This is a genomic window from Neisseria sp. HMSC058F07 (assembly GCF_001810035.1).
Classification (GTDB): domain Bacteria; phylum Pseudomonadota; class Gammaproteobacteria; order Burkholderiales; family Neisseriaceae; genus Neisseria; species Neisseria perflava.
Map to the genome: position 1 here is coordinate 428866 of NZ_KV799706.1, position 21431 is coordinate 450296.

General features: G+C 50.1%; 17 protein-coding genes and 1 pseudogene. 3 read left to right on the plus strand and 15 right to left on the minus strand.

What is annotated here, in order from left to right; all coding sequences use genetic code 11:
- Positions 1 to 114: 114 nt before the first annotated feature.
- The 4 genes from HMPREF2696_RS10080 to HMPREF2696_RS11645 all read right to left on the minus strand — a co-directional run bounded on the left by HMPREF2696_RS10080 (position 115) and on the right by HMPREF2696_RS11645 (position 3048).
- A complete protein-coding gene (locus tag HMPREF2696_RS10080) occupies positions 115 to 777 on the minus strand; it encodes an NAD(P)H-dependent oxidoreductase (protein WP_070588404.1) in 663 nt (220 codons plus the stop codon).
- A gap of 245 nt (positions 778 to 1022) precedes the next feature.
- On the minus strand, positions 1023 to 2420 hold the full coding sequence (gene aspA, locus HMPREF2696_RS10085) for an aspartate ammonia-lyase (protein WP_049336813.1): 1398 nt from the start codon (positions 2418 to 2420) through the stop codon (positions 1023 to 1025).
- Positions 2421 to 2509: 89 nt separating this feature from the next.
- Positions 2510 to 2710 (minus strand): hypothetical protein, encoded by a 201-nt coding sequence (locus HMPREF2696_RS10090; RefSeq protein WP_004519993.1) that lies wholly within the window; start codon positions 2708 to 2710, stop codon positions 2510 to 2512.
- 191 nt (positions 2711 to 2901) lie between these two features.
- Positions 2902 to 3048, minus strand: a complete 147-nt coding sequence (locus HMPREF2696_RS11645) for a hypothetical protein (protein WP_049336812.1) — start codon at positions 3046 to 3048, stop codon at positions 2902 to 2904.
- A 297-nt stretch (positions 3049 to 3345) separates the two neighbouring features.
- Here HMPREF2696_RS11645 and HMPREF2696_RS10095 point away from each other — a divergent pair, with 297 nt between their 5' ends.
- From HMPREF2696_RS10095 to HMPREF2696_RS10105, 3 genes are all read left to right on the plus strand, one after another.
- On the plus strand, positions 3346 to 4038 hold the full coding sequence (locus HMPREF2696_RS10095) for a VIT1/CCC1 transporter family protein (RefSeq protein WP_004519991.1): 693 nt from the start codon (positions 3346 to 3348) through the stop codon (positions 4036 to 4038).
- 131 nt (positions 4039 to 4169) lie between these two features.
- Positions 4170 to 7574: a transcription-repair coupling factor gene (mfd, locus tag HMPREF2696_RS10100; protein ID WP_070588520.1), complete on the plus strand. Its 3405-nt coding sequence runs from the start codon at positions 4170 to 4172 to the stop codon at positions 7572 to 7574.
- A gap of 269 nt (positions 7575 to 7843) precedes the next feature.
- On the plus strand, positions 7844 to 8308 hold the full coding sequence (locus HMPREF2696_RS10105) for a hypothetical protein (protein ID WP_049336811.1): 465 nt from the start codon (positions 7844 to 7846) through the stop codon (positions 8306 to 8308).
- Between the two features lie 208 nt (positions 8309 to 8516).
- Here the strand turns inward: HMPREF2696_RS10105 and HMPREF2696_RS10110 are convergent, their stop codons facing one another.
- The 11 genes and pseudogenes from HMPREF2696_RS10110 to msbA all read right to left on the minus strand — a co-directional run bounded on the left by HMPREF2696_RS10110 (position 8517) and on the right by msbA (position 21360).
- A complete protein-coding gene (locus HMPREF2696_RS10110; protein WP_049336810.1) occupies positions 8517 to 8819 on the minus strand; it encodes an ArsR/SmtB family transcription factor in 303 nt (100 codons plus the stop codon).
- A gap of 79 nt (positions 8820 to 8898) precedes the next feature.
- Positions 8899 to 9420: a rhodanese-like domain-containing protein gene (locus HMPREF2696_RS10115; protein ID WP_049336809.1), complete on the minus strand. Its 522-nt coding sequence runs from the start codon at positions 9418 to 9420 to the stop codon at positions 8899 to 8901.
- Between the two features lie 12 nt (positions 9421 to 9432).
- A complete protein-coding gene (locus tag HMPREF2696_RS10120; protein ID WP_003746314.1) occupies positions 9433 to 9627 on the minus strand; it encodes a YgaP family membrane protein in 195 nt (64 codons plus the stop codon).
- Between the two features lie 445 nt (positions 9628 to 10072).
- Positions 10073 to 12169, minus strand: coding sequence for a TonB-dependent receptor plug domain-containing protein (locus HMPREF2696_RS10125; protein WP_049344199.1), 2097 nt, complete (start codon positions 12167 to 12169; stop codon positions 10073 to 10075).
- 311 nt (positions 12170 to 12480) lie between these two features.
- Positions 12481 to 13974 carry a cardiolipin synthase gene (cls, locus tag HMPREF2696_RS10130; protein ID WP_070504698.1) on the minus strand — a complete coding sequence of 498 codons (1494 nt, stop codon included), beginning with the start codon at positions 13972 to 13974 and terminating at the stop codon, positions 12481 to 12483.
- Between the two features lie 144 nt (positions 13975 to 14118).
- Positions 14119 to 15180, minus strand: coding sequence for a uroporphyrinogen decarboxylase (gene hemE / locus HMPREF2696_RS10135; RefSeq protein WP_070504695.1), 1062 nt, complete (start codon positions 15178 to 15180; stop codon positions 14119 to 14121).
- 135 nt (positions 15181 to 15315) lie between these two features.
- Complete coding sequence (locus HMPREF2696_RS10140) at positions 15316 to 16539, minus strand: heme biosynthesis protein HemY (protein ID WP_070504692.1); 1224 nt, start codon at positions 16537 to 16539, stop codon at positions 15316 to 15318.
- Positions 16536 to 17807 (minus strand): uroporphyrinogen-III C-methyltransferase, encoded by a 1272-nt coding sequence (locus HMPREF2696_RS11875; RefSeq protein ID WP_224783372.1) that lies wholly within the window; start codon positions 17805 to 17807, stop codon positions 16536 to 16538. The genes HMPREF2696_RS10140 and HMPREF2696_RS11875 overlap by 4 nt, the downstream gene beginning before the upstream one ends.
- Before the next feature lie 213 nt (positions 17808 to 18020).
- A pseudogene (locus tag HMPREF2696_RS11880) lies at positions 18021 to 18659 on the minus strand (uroporphyrinogen-III synthase); the annotation flags it as partial.
- Between the two features lie 72 nt (positions 18660 to 18731).
- Positions 18732 to 19508, minus strand: a complete 777-nt coding sequence (locus HMPREF2696_RS10150) for a ferredoxin--NADP reductase (RefSeq protein WP_003746329.1) — start codon at positions 19506 to 19508, stop codon at positions 18732 to 18734.
- Between the two features lie 85 nt (positions 19509 to 19593).
- Positions 19594 to 21360: a lipid A export permease/ATP-binding protein MsbA gene (gene msbA, locus HMPREF2696_RS10155; RefSeq protein ID WP_004519977.1), complete on the minus strand. Its 1767-nt coding sequence runs from the start codon at positions 21358 to 21360 to the stop codon at positions 19594 to 19596.
- Positions 21361 to 21431 lie beyond the last annotated feature (71 nt).

Genomic DNA, 21431 nt, shown 5'->3' on the forward strand with positions numbered 1-21431 from the left:
ATGGTTTCAGACGGCCTTCTGATTTTAAATTTAGAAGTATTTGTTGTTACGGAATTTGCTTCTCTTTTTGGAAAAGTAAAAGGGCGGTTTTGCCGCCCTGAGAATACAAACTACTTATTCGACCCAAGTCACCATTTCATCAATCGGCTTGCGTGATTTTTTAGTGATTTCTTTGGCGCGATAGCCGAATGTTGCCGCTACGGATACGCCCCATTCGTTGGCATCAAACAGGCCTTCTGCTGCCAATACTTCGTTCATTTTGTCGTAGTTGAAGCCTTCGATTGGGCAGGAATCGATGCCGATGGCCGCTGCACCTGTAAGCATATTGGCCAAAGCAATATAGGTCTGCTTGCCGCTCCAGTCAAAGAGTGCGCGTTGGTCGTCGGCAATTTTAATGTCGGTTTCTTGGAAGCTTTTGTATCTTGCCAATGCTTTTTCCAGTTGCTCTCCTTGCAGGCCCCTGCGTTCGGCAACACTGCGGAAGAACGGGGTATCGTAACGGGCATTTTTCTTGGCAAGGATAATCACCAGATGGCTGCAGTCATCCAGTTGCGATTGCATCCCCCAGCTGAAAGGCTTGATTTTCTCACACAGGGCTTTGTTTTGAATCACCAAGAATTTCCATGGCTCGGAGCCGACGGAGCTTGGGGAGAGGCGGGCAAATTCTAGAATCGCTGCAAAATCTTCTTGGCTGATTTTTTTGTTGGGATCGTAATAACGGGTGGAGCAGCGATTTTCGAATACTTGCAGCATTTGTTCGCGTGTAATTTGATTCATCTGGTTTTCCTAATAAATGAAGATGTTATTCCAATATCCGGTTCCTTTTGAGGCATCATTACCGGCATAACCTTAAGGAGGAAACAGGCTGGGGCAACACCATGTTAAATCAAACCTGACGGTCAGGCTATCTTTTAATTCTGAATTTCGCAAAAAAAATTCGATAAATATCAATATCAATACGAAAAGGCCGTCTGAAACTTTAAACGTTAAAGTTTCAGACGGCCTTTGATTTCAAATCCTAATTACAGATGAGGATTAATCAGGTTTTCTGGAGAGAGGATGCGGTTGAGCTCTTCTTCGCTCAACAGGCCGCGCTCCAGTACGACTTCGCGCACGCCTTTGCCGGTTTGGGCGCAGATTTTTCCGACCAAGTCGCCATTGCGGTGGCCGATGTATGGGTTCAGATAAGTGACCAAACCGATGGAGTTGAAGACGTAGTGTTCGCAGATTTCGCGGTTGACCGTAATGCCTTTGACGCATTTGTCGGACAGGTTGACCGCGGCATTGCCCAAGAGGGAAATAGTTTCAAACATACATTGGGCGATGACCGGCTCCATAACGTTCAGCTGCAACTGACCTGCTTCGGCTGCGAAAGTGATGGTGGTGTCGTTGCCGATGACTTTGAAGCAGACTTGGTTGACGACTTCGGGAATCACGGGATTGACTTTGGCAGGCATAATGGAAGAACCGGCCTGCAATTCAGGCAGGTTGATTTCTTTCAAACCAGCGCGCGGACCGGAAGAGAGCAGGCGCAAGTCGTTACAGATTTTAGACAGTTTGACGGCTGTGCGTTTCAATGCGCCGTGTACCATCACATATGCGCCGCAGTCGGAGGTCGCTTCGATCAGGTTTTCAGTCAGTTTGCAAGGCAGGCCGCTGACTTCGGAGAGTTTCTCAACAACCAAAGCCGCATAGCCTTTAGGCGTATTCACGCCGGTACCGATGGCTGTGGCGCCGAGGTTGACTTCAAGCAGTAGGGAGCGGGTACGGTCGAGGTTGAGGATTTCTTCTTCCAACAACACTTGGAAAGATTGAAACTCTTGTCCGGCAGTCATCGGCACGGCATCTTGAAGCTGGGTGCGGCCCATTTTCAAAACATCTTTAAACTCTTCGGCTTTTGCGGCAAAAGAGTTTTTCAAGATGGCCAGTTTGTCGAGCAATTCGCCGATGCTGTAATACACGGCAAGGCGGAAGCCGGTAGGGTAGGCGTCGTTGGTGGATTGGCTGGCGTTAACATGGTCCATCGGATTGACGATGTCGTAGTGGCCTTTTTCGTGACCCAAGACTTCTAATGCGAGGTTGGCAATGACTTCGTTGGTATTCATGTTGACCGAAGTACCGGCGCCGCCTTGATAAACGTCGGACGGGAATTGGTCGAGGCAGCGGCCTTTGACCAATACTTCATCGCAGGCTTTTTCGATGGCGGCCGCGATTTCCGGCTTGATGGCACCCAATGCGCCGTTGGCTTGCGCGGTGGCTTTTTTAACCATGACCATGCTGCGGACAAATTGCGGTACGTCGGAAATTTTTTGCGTGGAAATTTTAAAGTTTTCAATGGCGCGCAAAGTATGGATGCCCCAATATACTTCAGCAGGGATCTCGCGGTCGCCCAATAAATCGTGTTCGATTCGTACAGTCATTTCTCTTACCTTCTCGTATAGTTGTGTTGGTGTGCGTTATGCGTTTGGAACATTAGCCCAGTTTGGCAAGATTGTCCAGTCGGTAAGGCTTAATCGTCAGGGTGAAGGCGCGCTGCTTCGCGTTCCTTGGCAACCGTATCTTTGTCTTTCAGCTTCGCACCCAGGCCCAACATTTTTTCATATTCGGATTGTGGCGTTCCGTCATCCTGCATACCGAACGCGCTGGCGTTGACCCAGAGGGCGAGCAGGGAAACGATAATGGCGAAAAAGCTGACGATATACCAAAACATTTTTTTCTTCCTTGTGTGTCTGCGTGTGCAGATTGTTGTGGTTTGTAAAGATGTGAATGTAGCACAAACGCGGTTGGGTTTAAATTCTTCTCCCGCATCCTTTCATTGATTTACCTGTAATTGTTTAGAAAGGAAAAGGCCGTCTGAAAAGTAAGACTTTTCAGACGGCCTTGGGGGCTTTGTCGGGAAGATTAGCCGCCGCATGCGCCGCAGCAACCGCCTTCGCCATGACCGCCGCGTTTTTCTTCGTTGTTGATAACGGGCAGCTCGGTTTCTTCGGTTTGCTCTTTTTTATCTTCAGGCAAATCGTTTACTTTGATTTTGTTTTCTTCGGCCATGATACATCCTTTCAATGGATTGAGGAGTGGAAAGATTCATAAAGATAGCATCTTTAAACGAATAAACCAAGCAGCACAAAACTGCCTTGTGATAATGCCATGACTTGGAACAATAAATTTGCTTGTAAAAGCGTTAAGGCCGTCTGAAAAAATCCAAAGAGGAGTGTTGGTTTTATGGTTTGAAATGGCAGCAGAAAGATTTAAGAATGCTTGATTTGAAGGGATAAACTGACATTGATTTCAAAAAACAATACAATGTTATCATCATCTGGAAACAGCCAATTTATCGGAGCATATATGTATTCACACCACAGCGAACGCCATTTCAGCGACCGCAACAACTGGCTTCGGGCAAGCGTATTGGGTGCCAATGACGGCCTGATTTCCACTGCCTCGCTGTTGACGGGCGTAGCCGCTGCCGCGCCTGATTTCCAAACCCTGCTGTTGACGGGCGTTTCGGCGCTTATCGGGGGCGCAGTATCAATGGCGGCGGGGGAGTACGTTTCTGTGTCCAGCCAATCGGATACGGAAAAAGCCGATTTACACAAAGAGCGTTTTGAGTTGGCAAATAATCCTGATGCGGAGTTGGAAGAGCTGACGGAAATTTACCGCCTCCGCGGTTTGTCCGATGCGCTTGCCGCAGAGGTGGCCAAAGCCTTGATGGAACACGATGCGCTCGCCGCCCACGCGCGTGACGAAATCGGCATTACCGAAGCTTCTTCCGCCCGTCCCATGCAGGCTGCGCTGGCTTCTGCCGCTTCATTTTGTGCCGGCGCGATTTTGCCGTTACTGGTCGCATTGACAGCTTCTAGCGCCATTGTTCCGGCCTTGGCAGTTTCCACTTTGTGCGGACTGGCAGGACTAGGCTATGTCTCCGCCAAACTCGGTGGCGCGCCTGTTGTTCCCGCCGTTTTGCGCGTGTGCCTATGGGGCGTTGCGGCATTGGTGATAACCGGATTTATTGGAAAACTGGCCGGCGTGGCCGTCTGAATGTAAGGGCTTATATTCTTTTAAACCTGTATCCAGTAAAATTGAAAATCTATTTGATCGCTAAAGGCCGTCTGAAAATTTTTCAGACGGCCTATGGTGCTTGTATTTACTTACTTACAAACTGTTTTGTCATGACCTATCCGATTCCCAAACCTCGTGAAAAATCCCGTTGGCTCAATCTGTCTCAAGGCTCGCTGCCCTTGGCTTTGGCGCGTTATCTGCCGCATAAGCAGCTCAAGGTTGTCTTGACCCAAGATGCGGAACAGGCGCTACGCCTTCAGACGGCCTGGCTGTTTTTCCGTCCGCACGATACGGCGGTATTCCTGCCGGACTGGGAAACGCTGCCTTACGAGCGTTTTTCACCGCATCAGGATTTGGTGTCGGAGCGCTTGTCAGCATTGTGGCAGATTAAAAGCGGCACTGCGGATGTGTTGTTCGTACCGGTTGCCACGGCGATGCAGAAGCTGCCACCCGTGCCGTTTCTGGCAGGGCGTACGTTTTGGCTGAAAACAGGGCAGACTTTGGATATAGGCCGTCTGAAAAGTGATTTGGTGGATGCAGGTTATAACCATGTTTCCCATGTTGTCGCGGCAGGCGAGTTTGCCGTGCGCGGCGGTATAGTCGATTTGTTCCCGATGGGCAGCGAAATACCGTACCGCATCGATTTGTTTGACGATGAAATCGACAGCATTAAAACCTTCGATACTGAAACGCAACGCACCATTTCCCCCGTTTCCGAAATCCGCCTGCTACCGGCGCACGAGTTTCCCACCGACAGCGAGGCGCAAAAGATTTTCCGCAGCCTCTTTCGTGAGGAAGTCGATGGCAATCCGAACGATGCCGCTGTGTACAAAGCCGTCAGCAACGGCCACTTCGGCGCGGGCGTGGAATATTATCTGCCGCTGTTTTTTGAAAACGAGCTGGAAACGCTGTTTGACTATATCGGCGAAGATGCGCTGTTTGTCTCTTTGGGCGATGTTCATGCCGAGGCAAACCGTTTTTGGAGCGACGTCAAATCGCGTTACGCCATGGCACAGGGCGATGAAACATATCCGCCTTTGCTTCCACAGCATTTGTATCTCTCTTCTGATGTCTTTGCAGGCCATCTGAAAAACTACGGACAAGTGCTGCCCGATGTTTCCGGCAAGGAACACACCCTGCCCGACCTTGCCGTCAACCGCCAATCCGACGAGCCGTTGCAGGCATTGAAGGATTTTCAGACGGCCTTTGAAGGACGGATTTTGCTGTGTGCCGAAAGTCTGGGACGGCGCGAAACCATGCTCGGTTTCTTGCAGCAAAACGGCTTAAAAGTCAAAAGTGTATCCGACTGGCAGGGCTTTTTGTCGGCACATGAGCCGCTGATGATTACAGTGGCGCCGTTGGCTTACGGGTTTAAATTAGAAGATCAAAACATCGCGGTCATTACCGAATCCGATCTTTATCAATATGTTGCCCGCTCACGCAAACATCATCGTAAGAAACACGCCGCCGTTTCAGACGGCCTGTTGCGCGACCTTGCCGAAATCAATATCGGCGATCCTGTTGTACACGAAGAACACGGCATCGGGCGCTATATGGGCTTGGTCACAATGGACTTGGGCGATGAAACCAACGAAATGATGTTGCTCGAATACGCGGGCGAAGCGCAGCTTTATGTGCCTGTTTCGCAGCTGCATTTAATCAGCCGCTACTCCGGTCAGGCGCATGAAAACGTTACTTTGCACAAGCTCGGCAGCGGCGCGTGGAACAAAGCAAAACGCAAAGCTGCCGAAAAAGCGCGCGATACCGCCGCCGAGTTGCTCAATCTCTACGCCCAACGCGCTGCCCAATCGGGATACAAGTTTGAAATCAACGAGATGGACTATCAGGCGTTTGCCGACGGTTTCGGCTATGAAGAAACCGAAGACCAGGCCGCCGCCATTGCCGCCGTGATTAAAGATTTGACGCAGGCGAAACCTATGGATCGCCTCGTGTGCGGCGATGTCGGCTTCGGCAAAACCGAGGTCGCCCTGCGCGCCGCGTTTGTGGCGGTAATGGGCGGCAAACAGGTCGCCGTACTTGCCCCGACCACGCTTCTGGTCGAGCAGCACGCGCAAAACTTCGCCGACCGCTTCGCCGATTTCCCCGTGAAAGTCGCCAGCCTTTCGCGTTTCAACAACAGCAAAGCCACCAAAGCCGCGCTGGAAGGCATGGCGGACGGTACGGTCGATATCGTTATCGGCACGCACAAATTGGTGCAGGACGACATCAAATTCAAAAATTTAGGTTTAGTGATTATCGATGAAGAACACCGCTTCGGCGTGCGCCAAAAAGAGCAGCTCAAACGCCTGCGCGCCAATGTCGATATCCTCACCATGACCGCCACGCCAATTCCGCGCACCCTCAGCATGGCGCTCGAAGGTCTGCGCGACTTCTCGCTGATTACCACCGCACCCAGCCGCCGCCTCGCCGTCAAAACCTTTGTCAAACCCTTCAGCGAAGGCAGCGTGCGCGAAGCCGTGTTGCGCGAACTCAAACGCGGAGGACAAGTGTTTTTCCTGCACAACGAAGTGGATACCATCGAAAACATGCGCGAGCGGCTGGAAACCCTGCTACCCGAAGCCCGCATCGGCGTGGCGCACGGACAACTGCGCGAGCGCGAGCTGGAGCAAGTCATGCGCGACTTTTTGCAGCAAAGATTCAACGTGTTACTCTGTTCCACCATCATCGAAACCGGTATCGACATCCCCAACGCCAACACCATCATCATCAACCGCGCCGATAAATTCGGGCTGGCGCAACTGCATCAGCTTCGCGGGCGCGTCGGCCGCAGCCATCACCAAGCCTACGCCTACCTGCTCACGCCCGAATACATCACCAAAGACGCAGAAAAACGCCTCGACGCCATCGCGGCGGCAGACGAACTCGGCGCAGGTTTCACCCTCGCCATGCAGGATTTGGAAATCCGCGGCGCCGGCGAAATCCTCGGCGAAGGGCAGTCCGGCGAAATGATACAGGTCGGCTTCACACTCTATACCGAAATGCTCAAACAAGCCGTGCGCGACCTCAAAAAAGGCCGCCAGCCCGACCTCGACGCGCCGCTGGGCATCACCACCGAAATCAAACTGCACAGCCCCGCCCTGCTGCCCGAAAGCTACTGCCCCGACATCCACGAACGGCTCGTCCTCTACAAACGCCTTGCCGTCTGCGAAACCGTGCAGCAAATCAACGCCATACACGAAGAACTCGTCGACCGCTTCGGCCTGCCCGAACAACCCGTCAAAACCCTCATCGAAAGCCACCACTTACGGCTTGCGGCAAAAGAATTAGGCATTGATGCCATTGATGCGACCAGCGAAGCGGTAACGGTAACCTTTGGTAAAAATAACAATGTCGATCCAACCGAAATCATCCTGCTGATTCAAAAAGATAAAAAATACCGCCTTGCCGGAGCCGATAAGCTGCGATTTACCGCAGAGATGGAAAATATCGAAGTGCGGATTAATACGGTGAAGAACGTATTGAAGACTTTGAAAGACAGGGTGATAGCAAAGTAGAGGCTAGTGAAAAAAGGTCGTCTGAAATGATTTTTCAGCTTTCAGACGACCCTTTATAAAGACGATATGGAATATAAAAGCAATTAATCTTGTCAAATCTTTTAACCGCGTGCGTCCCAAACGTTCACTATAAATAGACTTCATGTAGGCTATGACTTGCTTAAACGCTCCGTCATCGCAATTTATTGTTATTTCAACGATAATATCGGGTTACAATCTAACATTTAGATTAAATTTATTCAGACAAACAATTATTTGGAGACAATAAAATGCTAGATGAAAAAAATAAGCTAATTTTTCAAACTTGTTTATTGCTGGTTCGTCATATTACAAATTTAGTTGAACACGAAAAGAGTACAGGAGTACGAATAGGTTACCATAGCCGAATATTCGATTCTTTATTACACCCACAAGAGTATTTTATTTCTTTAGGGAAATCAGAAAAATTATTAGATGGGGTTCAGGGTCGTATTGAGCACGTTGTCCCTTGTGCGTATATAGTTGAAAAGCTTGAAGAGTTAATTAAGGAGCAAAAATATACACAAGAAGAATTGGCGCATGCATTACAGAAAAATTGGAAGGTGGCACATATTACGAAAGAAGAAGCAAAGTTTATGGACTTCAATTTAAAACTCAAATCCACCATGCCAAAAGATTGGGATTTTATGACAGGAAGGCCTGAAATTAGATTGGAAGCAGCAGGAATCAGATTAGTCCCTAACAATCCACATTAAACAACACACGCTCATATTTACGTTGTTTATTTCAAGTGGCACACGATAGCAAGCCATAGCCTGCATTAAACCTGTAGGCAGGGTGTGTGCGGTACGCACGCGAGCTTTAAGTGTAAATATAGAAGCAGTATAAAAAGGTCATCTGAAAATAAATACAATAAAGGCCGTCTGAAAAATTTTCAGACGGCCTTCCTATTCCGGCAATATTTCAAGATTTTTCTGCGCAGAAAAAGGAATACAGCAACTGTATCATCTTGGTTACCCTCGGGTCGGCAATGTAATATTGCCGTTCCCGATGGTTCACTTCAAACGATACCAAACCGGCTTCACGCAGTAGGGCTAATTGGCTGGACATTGCCGCTTGTGGCAGTCCGGATGATTCAGCCAACTCGGTTACATTGTGCGGCCTTTCATGTAGTTTGCACAATACGGCGAGGCGGTTGGGATTGGCCAGTAGTTTGAGAAAAGCGGTGGCTTCTTCGTAGGGTGGTTGATTGTCGGCAGTGGTCATTTTTCACGCTTGTCGGCAAATGAGGAGGTCGAATTATCAGTCATAATAGTCTTAGCAGCAACTTTCAGACGGCCTTTGCTTAATGATTCCATGGCATTTTGGCCAGCAGGCGTGCCATGCCGCAGAATCCGGTTAACCCCGCCGTTAACAGGCCTGCACCGACCATTACGTCTATCAGATAAAACCAAGGCGATACCAGCCAACCTGCCAGCACGCCCAACAGAATCAAACTGCCCGCAATGGTTTGCACCTGCCGCATGATGTCCGGTGCGGCACGGTCGGCAACAGTAGGAAGCCCTGCAGCCTTCCATGCCTGTAAGCCGCCTTCTAGAATATAGCATTCTCGACCTTGGCCAAGCACTGACAATATTGTTTCTGCCCGTGTTGTACGTTTGCCGCTCAGGCAATAAAAAATCAGGCATGGGGCTGTATCATCGGGCAGTTTGTCTCGCTGCTGTTCAGGCGGAAGGGATAATGCACCGCCAATATGCCCGCCCCGATATTCGGCTTGGCTTCGGATATCGACTGCCAACGCGTCCTCACGGATTTTTGCCGTAGCTTCGGAAGGCGTGATTCGCGGGAGTTGTCCGACCGTACTCATGTTTTGTCTTCGTTATTTTTTGTTGATGCGGCAGGTGTTGATGCCCAATAAGCTGTACAGTGCGCAGTTGCCAATCAGTGCTGTGCCCAGAGGGACGATGCCCAGCCAACCCCACCAGCCAATTTGTCCGGTAGCGGCTGCAGCAATCAGCGCTACGCCGATAACAATACGGATTACGCGATCCAAAGTACCCAAGTTTCGTTTCATTTTATTGCTCCTTGTTTCAGAATGAATTGTCTATCAATAAATATATATAACAAAAATCATATATGAGAAATATTATAGCTTTAAAGATGACTTTGTCAAATGGTTTACAGTAAAAGTGTAATGAATATTTGGATTGTATTTTTAAACTCCAACGTCATGGTTAAATGTAAAAATACAGCCTTATATTTTCAGACGGCACTGGAGATGATCTATATAATATTTTATTTATATTGGAAGAATTGGTAGTCAGTTTTCAGAAGGAATCAAATCATGACCGATTTGGAAAAGAAGCCCAATGGAGAAGATTTGAAGACTGGATAATCCGTTGTGTAACTAGAAAGGGAGAGGAGATACTTTAAAATCAAATTGTCTACGAATTATAAAAGGCCGTCTGAAAACTGAATTTCAGACGGCCTTTGGTTTCTTTATAACGTCGTTCGTATCATCAGAAACGATAGTTCACGCCCAAGGCAAACTCGCGGCCGCGTTCGTAGAAGGGCATGCGTCCGTTGCCGTCAGGGAAGCGTTGGCTGTGCGAACGGTATTGCTTGTTGCCGATGTTGTTGACGGCGAAGTTGACGTTCAGGTTGTCTTTTTTCAGCGGCTGCCAGTTGGCGTAGATGTCGTGTACGCCGTAGCCTGATTTCTTGCCGTGTATCGTGCCTTGTCCGCGGGCGACGTCGGTGTATTTCACGCTTTGGGCGTAGCGGCCGCGCCAGCCGATTTCGAGTTTGGGGTTTTCAAACTGATAAGACAGACCGGTCAGCCATTGGCGGCCGGTGTTCCAGAAGGTGAACGAGCTTTCGTGGTCTTCCGCTTGAATCGGGCTTTCGCCGTAGTACATTTCGCCGTTCAGACGGGGTTTGACGTAGGACACGCCGGCGCGCGCGGTCAGACCGCCCCAGCGGTAGGATGCGTCAAGTTCGTAGCCGTAGGTTTTGAGCGTGCCGCCGTTGTAAATCTTGCCGCGTTCGGTGATGGAGGCGGTGTTGTTGTTGATTTTTGCCCAACGGTAGACGATGAGGTCTTTGATGCGTTGGTGGAACACGCTGCCGCTGACGTTGAAGTTATCGTTGCGCCATTTGAAGCCGAGTTCGGCACGGCGGGCGGTTTCGGCTTTGAGGTTGCTGTCCAAATCGGCGGCGGCGCCTGCGCGTTCGTTAGCCAACAGGGCTTCGTTCAGGCGGGGCGCGCGGCTTGCCTGATTGAGGTTTGCCAAGAGCGAGAAGTTGTCGTTGATGTCCCAAATCGCGCCGATGCTGGGGTTGAGCTGGCCGTGGGACGCGCTTTGTCTGCTGGCGGCGTTGTATTTGAAATGGTCGTAACGCAGGCCGGTGGTCAGGGTAACGGGGTGCAGGTTCCAGATACCTTCCGCGTACACGCCGTATTCGGATTTCTTCTCTTTGTCGCGGTCATACAGGCCGAGAATCTTCAGCCACGCGCCTTTGTCGGACGGCTCGGAGGTTTCGTGGCGGTAGTTGACGCCGTATTTCACCATGTGTCCGTCGCCGAAAGAGCTGGCGAGGTTCAGATTCGCGCCGGTTGCTTTGATTTTGCTTAACTCAAGCTGGCCAATGGGAACGCCGCCTTGCGCCGTGCCGGAAGCTTGGGCTTTTGGAGAAGGAGCGCCTTTAGGCGGTTTGGTGTCGTCGGTGTTGATTTGGAAGACATTGGCGTCGATTTTGTCGATGAAGCCGACGTTGCGGCCACGGTATTCCAGATTGTAGGTCTGCTCTTTTTGATAAGTGCCGTCCACGCCGACGTAGCTGTCAACGTTTTGGAACTCGGCTTTATCGGTGCGGTTGCCTTTTTGGTATTCCTGACGGTAGGTCAGGCGGATGCCGTGGTCGTCGTTGAAGTCGTAGCCGATTTTGGCGAGGTAGCTGTGCTGTTTCAGACGACTGCCGTGGTTGACATTGCCGTTGCCGTCTTTGTAGTCGCGGTTGTTGAGGAAGTTGCCTGCAAACAGGGCATCGAAGCCGTTTTGATAGCCGTAAACCGCCGCGTTGCCGGTTGAGCCTTTATTGCTGCTCAAGCCCGCGCCGAGTTTGAAACCGAAAGGTTTGCCGTCGGTCAGCAGGTCTTTCGCGTCAACCGTCGTCACGCGGATGGTACCGCCGACCGCGCCCAAGCCCGCGCTCGCCGCGCCCGTGCCTTTTTCGACGTTGATGCTTTTCACCAAAGCAGGGTCAAGCTGGAAGCGGCTTTGGTGGTGGAAAATTTTGGTGGATTGGCTGGTGCCGTCCACTTCCAGATTAATTTTGTCCTCGCCGACGCCGCGGATGCTGTAAAACTGCGCCACGCCGTTGCCACCGCCGACATCCATACCGATTTGGTCTTTCATGACTTGTTTCAAATCGGTCGAAGTCTCGCGGTCAAGCTGGTTGCGGGTAACGCGGGTCGGTACGGCGGTACCGGTAACCTTAATTTCATTCAGTTCGGCAGTTTCTGCGGGGTGCGTATTTTCGGCATGGGCGAAGCCTGTTGATAGTGCGAGTGTAATGAGACTAAGGCGGAATACAGGAAAAGAGGTTTTATTCATGATTTTTCCCAAGGAATAAAAAATTGACCGCTTATTCTAATTATTTTAATAATGATTATCAAACTACAAATAAATGTAAAAGAACATATTGGTCTCATTTTGATTTGTAGTTTGAATATTTTTATAAATATCAATCGGTTTATTTATGGTTAAATTTTGTAAAACTATTTTAAGAGAAAATATAGTGAGGCTTACTTTTTTGAAACTGAAGAAAAGGGATGAGTTGAATATTTATCGATGATCAATATTGTGTATAGGTGTTTTAAAAGGCCGTCTGAACAGTGCTTTCAGACGGCCTCACTACTTCTTTTTTACAGCAAAGGACTCATCAGGCGGACGGCATTTTCTACGAGGCCGCGGAGTTTGGAGCGTTGTTGCCATGATTTGATGGCAATGTAGCTGCTGTTTTTGAGGTAGTCACGTTGGAGGTTGCAGATTTGTTTGGTGGTGTCGCGATCGTAGATGGCGAGGCTGATTTCTAGGTTGAGGAAGAAACTGCGCATGTCCATGTTGACCGTACCGAAGAGGGAGTAGTCTTCGTCAATAGTCATGGTTTTGGCATGTAGAAGACCACCTTCAAACATGGCGATTTTGACGCCGGCTTCCAGCAGCATAGGGTAGTAGGCGCGTGAGGCGTAGCGTACCATCAGTGAATCGACTTTGGCGGGCAGTATCAGGGTTACTTTGACGCCGCGTTTGGCGGCGACGGTTAATGCCATGAGAAGCGGCTCGTCAGGGACGAAGTAGGGGGTGGTAATTGTGATTTGTTTGGTAGCGGCATAGATGGCGCTGATGATGGTTTCGTAGATGACGAAGCTGCTTTGCTCGGGGGCGGAGGGAATGATTTGGGCAACAATATTGCCTTGCTGCATTTTTTCGGGAAGGATTTGGGGCAGCAGGTTTTTTGCTTGGTTGAGGTATGTTTGTACGTTTTGGAGGTTTTTATCGGTTTCGACGGCAAGGTCGGCGAAGAAGACGGCTGACAGCTCCAGTACCATAGGCCCTGTGCAACGCATCATGGCATCTATCCATTCGCCGACGCCTGAGTTTTGTTTGAAGTAGCGCGGATCGACGAGGTTGAAGCTGCCGGTGTAACCGATTTTGCTGTCGATAACGAGGATTTTACGGTGGTTGCGCAGGTCGGTGCGCGTGAATAACGTACGCCAAATGCCGACAGGCAATGAGGTATGTACTTCAACGCCTGCTTGGCGCAGTATCTCTACCCAATCGCTTTCAAGAAAGCTCCTGCTGCCGACGGCATCGGCCAATATGGAGCAGTCTACGCCTCTGGCTTTGGCGGCAAGGATTTCATTTAGAATTTCTTCGATGCGGCCTTTGGGTTCGATAATGTAAAAGGCCAACAGGCAGGAATGGGCTGCGGCGCGTATGTCGGCAAGCATGCTGTCGATGATTGCATCGGTGGTCGAGAGCAGGCTCATGGCGTTGCCTTTGGTTGCGCCCAGCCCCGTTCCTTTTTCGGCAACTTTACTGATGCCGTGGTAACGTGATTTGACTTGGTCGGCAATGTCGAGATAGATATCGGCTAGATGGGTGGCGGCAAAGTTGCGGTAGAAGCGGTTCATTTCGCCGGTACGTTTGGCGCGGGCTGTGCCGAGACGAGGCTCGCCGATAAGGATGTAGGCGATGGTTCCGAATACGGGGAAAAGGAATAGGATAATCAGCCAGGCGAAGGTTGAGCCGATGTTTTTTTGTTTATACAACACGCGCAGCATGCAGACGAGTGCGGCGCAGGTGTGGGCGAAGATGAAAATTTCGGTCCAGGTGATGTCTTTTAAAAAATTCATATTCGGTAGCGGGAGTGGATGTGTTTTAAGTTTGAAGGTGTCAGCTGATAAGCTTCAGATATTAAGTATATAGAAAAACCGTCTGAAAACAAATTTACACGATAATTGTGTTTTTGTTTTCAGACGGCCTTTGCGTTGTTTCCATTAACGGTGATACTGACGGGACAGTTCGTGTACGGTATCGACCAAAATTTTGGCGTGTTCCGGGTCGGCGTGTTGATTGATGCCGTGTCCGAGGTTAAATACATGGCCGCTGCCGTTGCCGTAGTCGGCAAGGATGCGTGCGACTTCGGTGCGGATAGATTCCGGTGTGCCGAAGAGGGCAAACGGGTCGAAGTTGCCTTGCAGGGCAACTTGTTCGCCGACGCGACGGCGTGCTTCGCCGATGTTGTATGTCCAGTCCAAGCCCAATGCATCTGCACCGATTTCTGCCATGCTTTCCAGCCATAAGCCGCCGCCTTTGGCAAATACGATAACAGGCACGCGGCGACCTTCGCTTTCGCGTTTGAGTCCGGCAACGATTTGTCGGATGTATTTCAGGCTAAACTCTTTAAACGCTGCATCGCTCAACACGCCGCCCCAAGTGTCGAAAATTTGTACGGCTTGTGCGCCGGCATCGATTTGGGCGTTGAGATAAGCGGTAACGGCTTGGGCATTGGTGTCGAGGATTTTATGCAGCAAATCAGGACGCGAATACATCATGGTTTTAATGGTGCGGAATTCTTTGCTGCTGCCGCCTTCAACCATGTAGCAGGCGAGTGTGAACGGGCTGCCGGAGAAGCCGATGAGCGGAACTCGGCCGTCCAGTGCTTTACGGATGGAAGTTACGGCATCAAAGACGTATTGCAGTTTTTCCATGTCGGGAACTTGCAGTTTTGCAATGTCGGCTTCGTGTTGCAAGGCGCGTTCAAATTTCGGGCCTTCGCCTTCGGCAAAATACAGGCCCAAACCCATGGCATCGGGAACGGTCAGAATATCGGAAAACAGAATTGCTGCGTCCAGATCAAAACGTTCTAAAGGCTGGATGGTAACTTCGGTTGCCAGCTCGGTGTTTTTGCACAAATCGAGAAAGCTGCCTGCGCGTGCGCGTGTGGCTTTGTATTCAGGCAGATAGCGTCCAGCTTGGCGCATCATCCAGATGGGAGTGTATTCGACAGGTTGTTTGAGCAGGGCGCGGAGGAAAGTGTCGTTTTTCAGAGCAGTCATGATAAATAGGCTTTCTGATTTGGTATGTTGGACAAAGTTCAGACGGCCTTAGATATGTATAGAGGCTGTCTGAAATGATTAAATGGTTGGTTTTGTTGTAGATTTCATATTGTCGCTTAATGCGAAATCAGCACATCAATTTGGTTGAGGAAGGGCTGCCGGATGTTCTTCTTCGGCCACGCTTTCCAAAACTAGATTGCGTTGTTCTTGCGCTTTTTGCGGTTGATCGGTTTCATCAAACACGCGAGCCAAGACCAAATGTGCGGATACGCTGGGTTGCAGGGCGATACTGGCTTCGAGGTAGCCCTGGGCTTTGCCCCAAAGTTTTCGGCCGTAGGCCAGTTGGCCAAGATACATCAACAGCGGTGCATTGTCGGGTTGTTCCTGTAACCAAGAGTCTGCTAAGTCGATGGCTTTTTGTTGCTCGCGCTCGCTTAGGAAACGCACGGATTCGACAAATGCCTCCAAAAGCTCGGGCTGGCGGGTTTGCAGATAATGGGTTTTAACCCATTTGACTGCATCGGCATACAAACCCAAACGCTCGTATTTTTCGGCAATCGCGACGCACAATTCGCCAGACTTCACACTTTCGGGAATCTGTTTCAAACAGGCTTTCAGACGGCCTGCATCGGTTACTTCGCTCAAGAGGCGGCGATATGCCCAGTTTTGATACTGTTCGGCTTCGTAATCGTTGATGGCGCCGGCTTTGACCAGTTTTTCCGCTTTTGCCAAGACATCTGAAGCATCGCCGTGATCAAAGGCATAACGTAATTGCAGACGCACCAAGCGGCTCAAGTTGCCGTTGATTTTTGCTGCGGCTTCAAGGTTTTGTGCGGCAGTCGGATAATCGCGGCGGCTCAGTGCAGATTCGGCCAGCAAAAGATGACGGGAAAGCTGTTGTTTTTGTGGCAGGTGTTCGATTTCGTGTAGGTAGCGGTCGCGCAATTCGAAGTTTTCCATTTGGTCGGCTGCGTGCGCGCCCAACATCAAAGCCAGGGTGCGGTTGTCGCCGGCTTCTTTGTTTTGCAAGACTTTGGCAGCTTCTTGTTCGGCTTTTTCAAAACGACCTTCAAAATATGCCAGACCTGCGCTGTTCAAAGAGGCAGAAGCCTGACGGCCTTTGCGGGCAATGCCGAAGCGTTGCATACGCGCCGGAAGGTTCAAGAGGCCGAACACGAATTTAACCAGGAAATACAAAACGAATACGCTCAATAGCAGGCCTAAAACAAAGGCATGCAGATTGATACGTAGCATGGTTTGCTCAACCACGACATACACGTTACCTGTATAAATGCCGGAAGCCAACGCTAAACCAACGGCGGCTGCAAACAGAATGACAATCCAAACGACGGTTTTCATGCTTGCTCTCCTTTAATTTTGGCAGCAGGCTTGGTTTGGTTTTGTGGTTTGGCAGCTTCGGCGGCCGGTTCTTTTTTGTTTTCAGACGGCAAAGCAGGTGCTTCCAGAGATTGAGGTGCAGAAGCGGCAGTGGGTGCAGCAGTTGTGGCTTGTTCGGTAGCTGCAGCCGGAGCGGAAGCGGTTTTCTCGGTAGCTTGGGTTTGTGCAGCTTCTTCGGTCGTCATTTGTGTACGCGAACCTTCTTGATAAGCGCGAACGGCGCTCAAGCTGGCTTTCAAGCTGTCGTCTGAGATCATGCGGACATCAAGGGCTTTGAGTTCGGCCAACTCTTTCAACCATGACTGGGTAGCAGGGGATTTGCTGTCGAAGTATTGTTTTACAGTTGCTTCAACGTTGTTCAAATCGCTTTGATACACTTCGCCGTTGTGTTGCAACAGGGCAATGCGCGCATCCAAAAGGCGCAGGCGCAGGTTTTCACGGATGAAGTAGGTTTGATCGGGTGAAATCAACATGGCGTCGTTGCTGTCCAGATGACGGACTTCAACCAAGCCTTTGAGGGCATTGAGGGATTTTTCCCATGTGTTTTCCCACCAAGTTCCTGAATTGGCGGCTTCGACAGGCGCGGCACCTGGTTTCAATACGCCGTCCAAAACCAAAGGCAGGCCTGAAATACCGGTTTCCAAACGGTCGATACGCAAGGCAGTGGCGGAAATATCGACATAAGGACGGTTTTTCAGCGCGGCCAAATCATTGCTGATGGCTTGCTTGATGGGGATAAGCTCAGGCTGTTCAAAACGGCTTAAGCGGCTGTCGATGTGTTCCAATACGCTGACCGCGCCTTGAAGGTTGCCTGACAGCATCAATTGTTGCGAAGCAGTGTTCAACATGGATTCGGCTTCGTCGACCAACCAGTTGATACGACCTTTGAGTAACTCTTGATAAGCTTTCTGCGTTTGCAGGATTTGATCGCTATTGTTTTTTTGACCGTTGTTCAGGCGGTCTAACTCGGCCTGAATAGCGGTTTGGCGGTTGAGGTTGTCTTTTAAAAGGCTGGCGTTTTCAGATTCGCCCAATGCGGCTTTGTCGATTTTTTGGTTGAATTCGAGCTCTTGGTTTTTTAAAACATTTTGACCCTGTACAAACAGGAATCCGCTCGCGCCCAAGCTAAGCAGTGCCAAGACGGTTGCACCTGCAGCCAAGGCTTTGCCGCCAGATTGTTTGATGATAACAGGGGCGTTGTTTTGTGGGAGATTGTTGGACTCGGTCATGCTCGCCTCCACTCGCTGAGGTTGGGTAGGTTTGATTTGTTCAGAAGGCCTGGTGTTTTCAGAACGTTCAGGCGCCGGAGCTGCCGTATTGGCAACTTGTTGGGTATCTTTATTGTCTTCGACTGGGTTCACTGCTTGGCTCCTTTGTGGCATGGATAAAAGTGCAGCGGATAAAGAAGTGACGGTTTCTACATGTTTGGCGCCGACGATGCGAAGCGCATCGGCAATACGCGGATGGTGGGTGAAGTATAGCAAGGATTCGAAGAATCGGGAAAATTGCGGCGGAATCTGATGGAAAAATTCGCGCGCGAGCTCGCCGGATGTGACGTAGGCGGCGGCGATGTCTTCGGTTTTAAAGTTCTGCCAATCGATGGCGTGTGGCCGTCTGAAATAGATTTCGGCGATGTCGATTTGGAAACCCAGTTCGGTCAGTTTATCTGCTAAAAAATCACGGCCTCCATGGCCTCGAATGATTAGAACTCGGGCGTTGGGTGGCAGGTTTTTCCAAATAGGCATTCTCAAGACGGCTTCGCTGTCGTTGCCGTCTTCGGGAGAGAATACGGGATAGGGGGAGAATTGCGCCAAAGTATGTTGGCTGGTTTGGCCGACGGTAATGTGTGCTTTAGGGCCGTCTGAAAAGTTCAGATGCGGCGCTGCGGTTTCAATAGCGGTGGGGCTGACCCAAAACACGACATCGGCTTGCTTAAATTGTTCGGGAAGTTTGTTTAGTGCCGAACGGTCTGCCTCTATTTCGATCGGACTCAATACTTGAGCCTGCCAACCAGCTGCATGGCAGGTTTGGATATCTTGCTGTGGACGGTTGGACGGACGGATGATGAGTAGAGTAGGCATAATGTGGGATAAATTATTAAGGTTTAGGCCGTCTGAAAGAAGGGTTTCAGACGGCCTGCTGCCGGGGATACGTTATTGATCGACGAATGCGCGCTCAATCAGGTAGTCGCCGCGGACACCGGTTTTCGGAGAAACGGTCAGGCCGAATTCGTCCAAGACGTTGCAGGTGTCTTTCAACATAGCAGGGCTGCCGCACAACATGGCGCGGTCGTCTTGCGGATTGATTTTAGGCAGGCCGATGTCTTCGAAGAGTTTGCCGCTGCGCATTAAATCGGTCAGACGGCCATGGTGTACATAGTCTTCGCGTGAAACAATCGGATAGTAAATCAATTTTTCTTTAACCAAGTCGCCCAGGTATTCGTGTTCGGGTAATTCTTTGGTAAAGCGGTCGTAGTATGCCAAGTCTTTTTTGTAGCGTACGCCGTGAACCAAGATGATTTTTTCGAATTGCTCGTAAATTTCAGGGTCTTTGGTAATGCTCAAGAAAGGTGCGATGCCGGTACCGGTGCTCAAGAGGTAGAGGTGTTTGCCCGGATTCAGGTCGCCGGCAACCAATGTACCGGTCGGTTTTTTACTGATGAGGACATCATCACCGACTTTAAGGTGTTGCAGGCGGCTGGTCAATGGGCCGTCTTGTACTTTAATGCTGAAAAATTCCAGATGCTCTTCCCAGTTGGCAGAAGCCACGCTGTATGCGCGCATCAGCGGTTTGCCGTCAACCATCAGGCCGACCATGACGAACTGGCCGTTTTCAAAGCGCAAAGATTCGTCACGGGTGCAGGTGAAAGTGAAGTAAGCGTCGGTCCAGTGGTGTACGGACAAGACTTTCTGGGTGTTGAATGCTGCCATTGATATTTCCTGTCGGATAAGGCCGTCTGAAAAGGATAGGTCGGGGCGGCCAAGGTTAATAAAAAGAATGGAATATGCTGTTCAGCTACTTACTTGCCGGTTTGGCTGATTTTTCGCTGAGGCTGTGCAGGTCGGAATAGCGTCCGCCTGCGTTGATCAATTCATGATGAGTGCCTTGTTCGACTACATTGCCTTCATGCATCACAACGATGTTGTCGGCTTTTTCGATGGTCGAAAGTCGGTGGGCAATCACTAATGTGGTACGGTTTTGCATCAGGTTTTCCAATGCGGTTTGTACCAAACGTTCGGATTCATTATCCAATGCACTGGTGGCTTCGTCCAAAATCAAAATCGGTGCATTTTTCAAAAGCGCACGCGCAATGGCGAGGCGTTGACGTTGGCCGCCAGACAGTTTTAAACCGTTTTCGCCAACTTCAGTGTGCAGGCTTTGCGGCATTTTTTGGATAAATTCCCAAGCATTGGCGGCTTTTGCAGCATTGATAATTTCTTCTTCGCTGAAGTTACCGGCTTGAGCATAGGCAATGTTTTCAGCAATCGTACCATTAAACAGGACAACGTTCTGGCCGACGAAAGCCATGCGGCTGCGTAGGCTTTCGAGTGTATATTCATTGATGTTGATGCCGCTAATCAAAACCTTACCTTCATCCGGATTAAGGAAGCGCGGCAACATATTGGCCAAGGTGGTTTTGCCGCAGCCTGATGCGCCGACCAATGCGGTCACTTTGCCTTGCGGTACAAGCAGGTTGATGTGGTTCAAGCTGTTGCGTTCGGCTTCAGGATAGCGGTGTACAACGTCGCAAAATTCGATATCGCCAGGGTTTGGGCTGAGGATTTGTTTGCCTTCGTTGCTCTCTTCGGGTTGATCCAAAAAGGTGAAGACACTTTCAGCCGCCGCCAAACCGCGTTGAAGGGATTGCATCACGCCGGTCATGCGTTTGATGGGATCAAACATCATGATCATACTGGACAAAAACGACATAAAATCGCCTGCGCTGAAGCCGGAAAGCCCTGCTTGGCGTGCGGCTGCGTAAATAATCGCAGCCAGAGCAACCGAGGCCATTAATTGCGTAATGCCGGTACCGGCAGAGCTGGCGGAAACCTGTTTGAGCAGGTTGCGGCGAACATCATTGGCAATACGGTCGAAGCGGCGGTTTTCATAATCTTGACCGCCGTAGATTTTTACAACGCGTTCACCATTAATGCTTTCGCCCAAGACCTGCATCAGCTGGCCAAGATAAATTTGGTTGTTGGCAGACAGTTTGCGCAGGCGTTTGCTGACTGTTTGGATACATACAGCAACAACCGGCAAGATGATAAAAGTAATCAGGGTCAAACGCCAGTTCAGATAAGTCAGCAAGCCCAATAGGCCGACTACGCTCACGCCGTCTTTAGCAATCACGGTAATGACGTTAAACCCTGCATCGGTAATTTGATTGACGTCGTTCAAGATACGAGACATCAAACGGCCGCCGGTATTGCTGCTGAAATACGAAGTCGGCAGGTGCATCATTTTGTTGAACATTTCACCGCGCAAGCGCTGCACCAAGTGGCTGGACAGATACGTCGTGCAATATTCGTTGATGAAGTTAAACAGGCCGCGAACGAAAAACAGCGCCACAATTGCCAGCGGCAACCATGACATGCTTTTCATGTTTTTATCGACAAAACCTTCATTGATCAAAGGTTTGAGCAAGTAACCGAAAGCCGGCATCGTACCGGCGACAATCAGCATGGCCACTACGGAGACGATAAACATCTTCCAATAGCTTTTCAAATATCCAAGCAAGCGCTTGTATAGCTCCCAGTTGGATGTGGCTTGTGTTGTCTGCATATCAATCCAAATTTAGAGCAAACATGCAATTCTAAACGAAAATATCTGTCATTACAATGTTTGCAATTGAA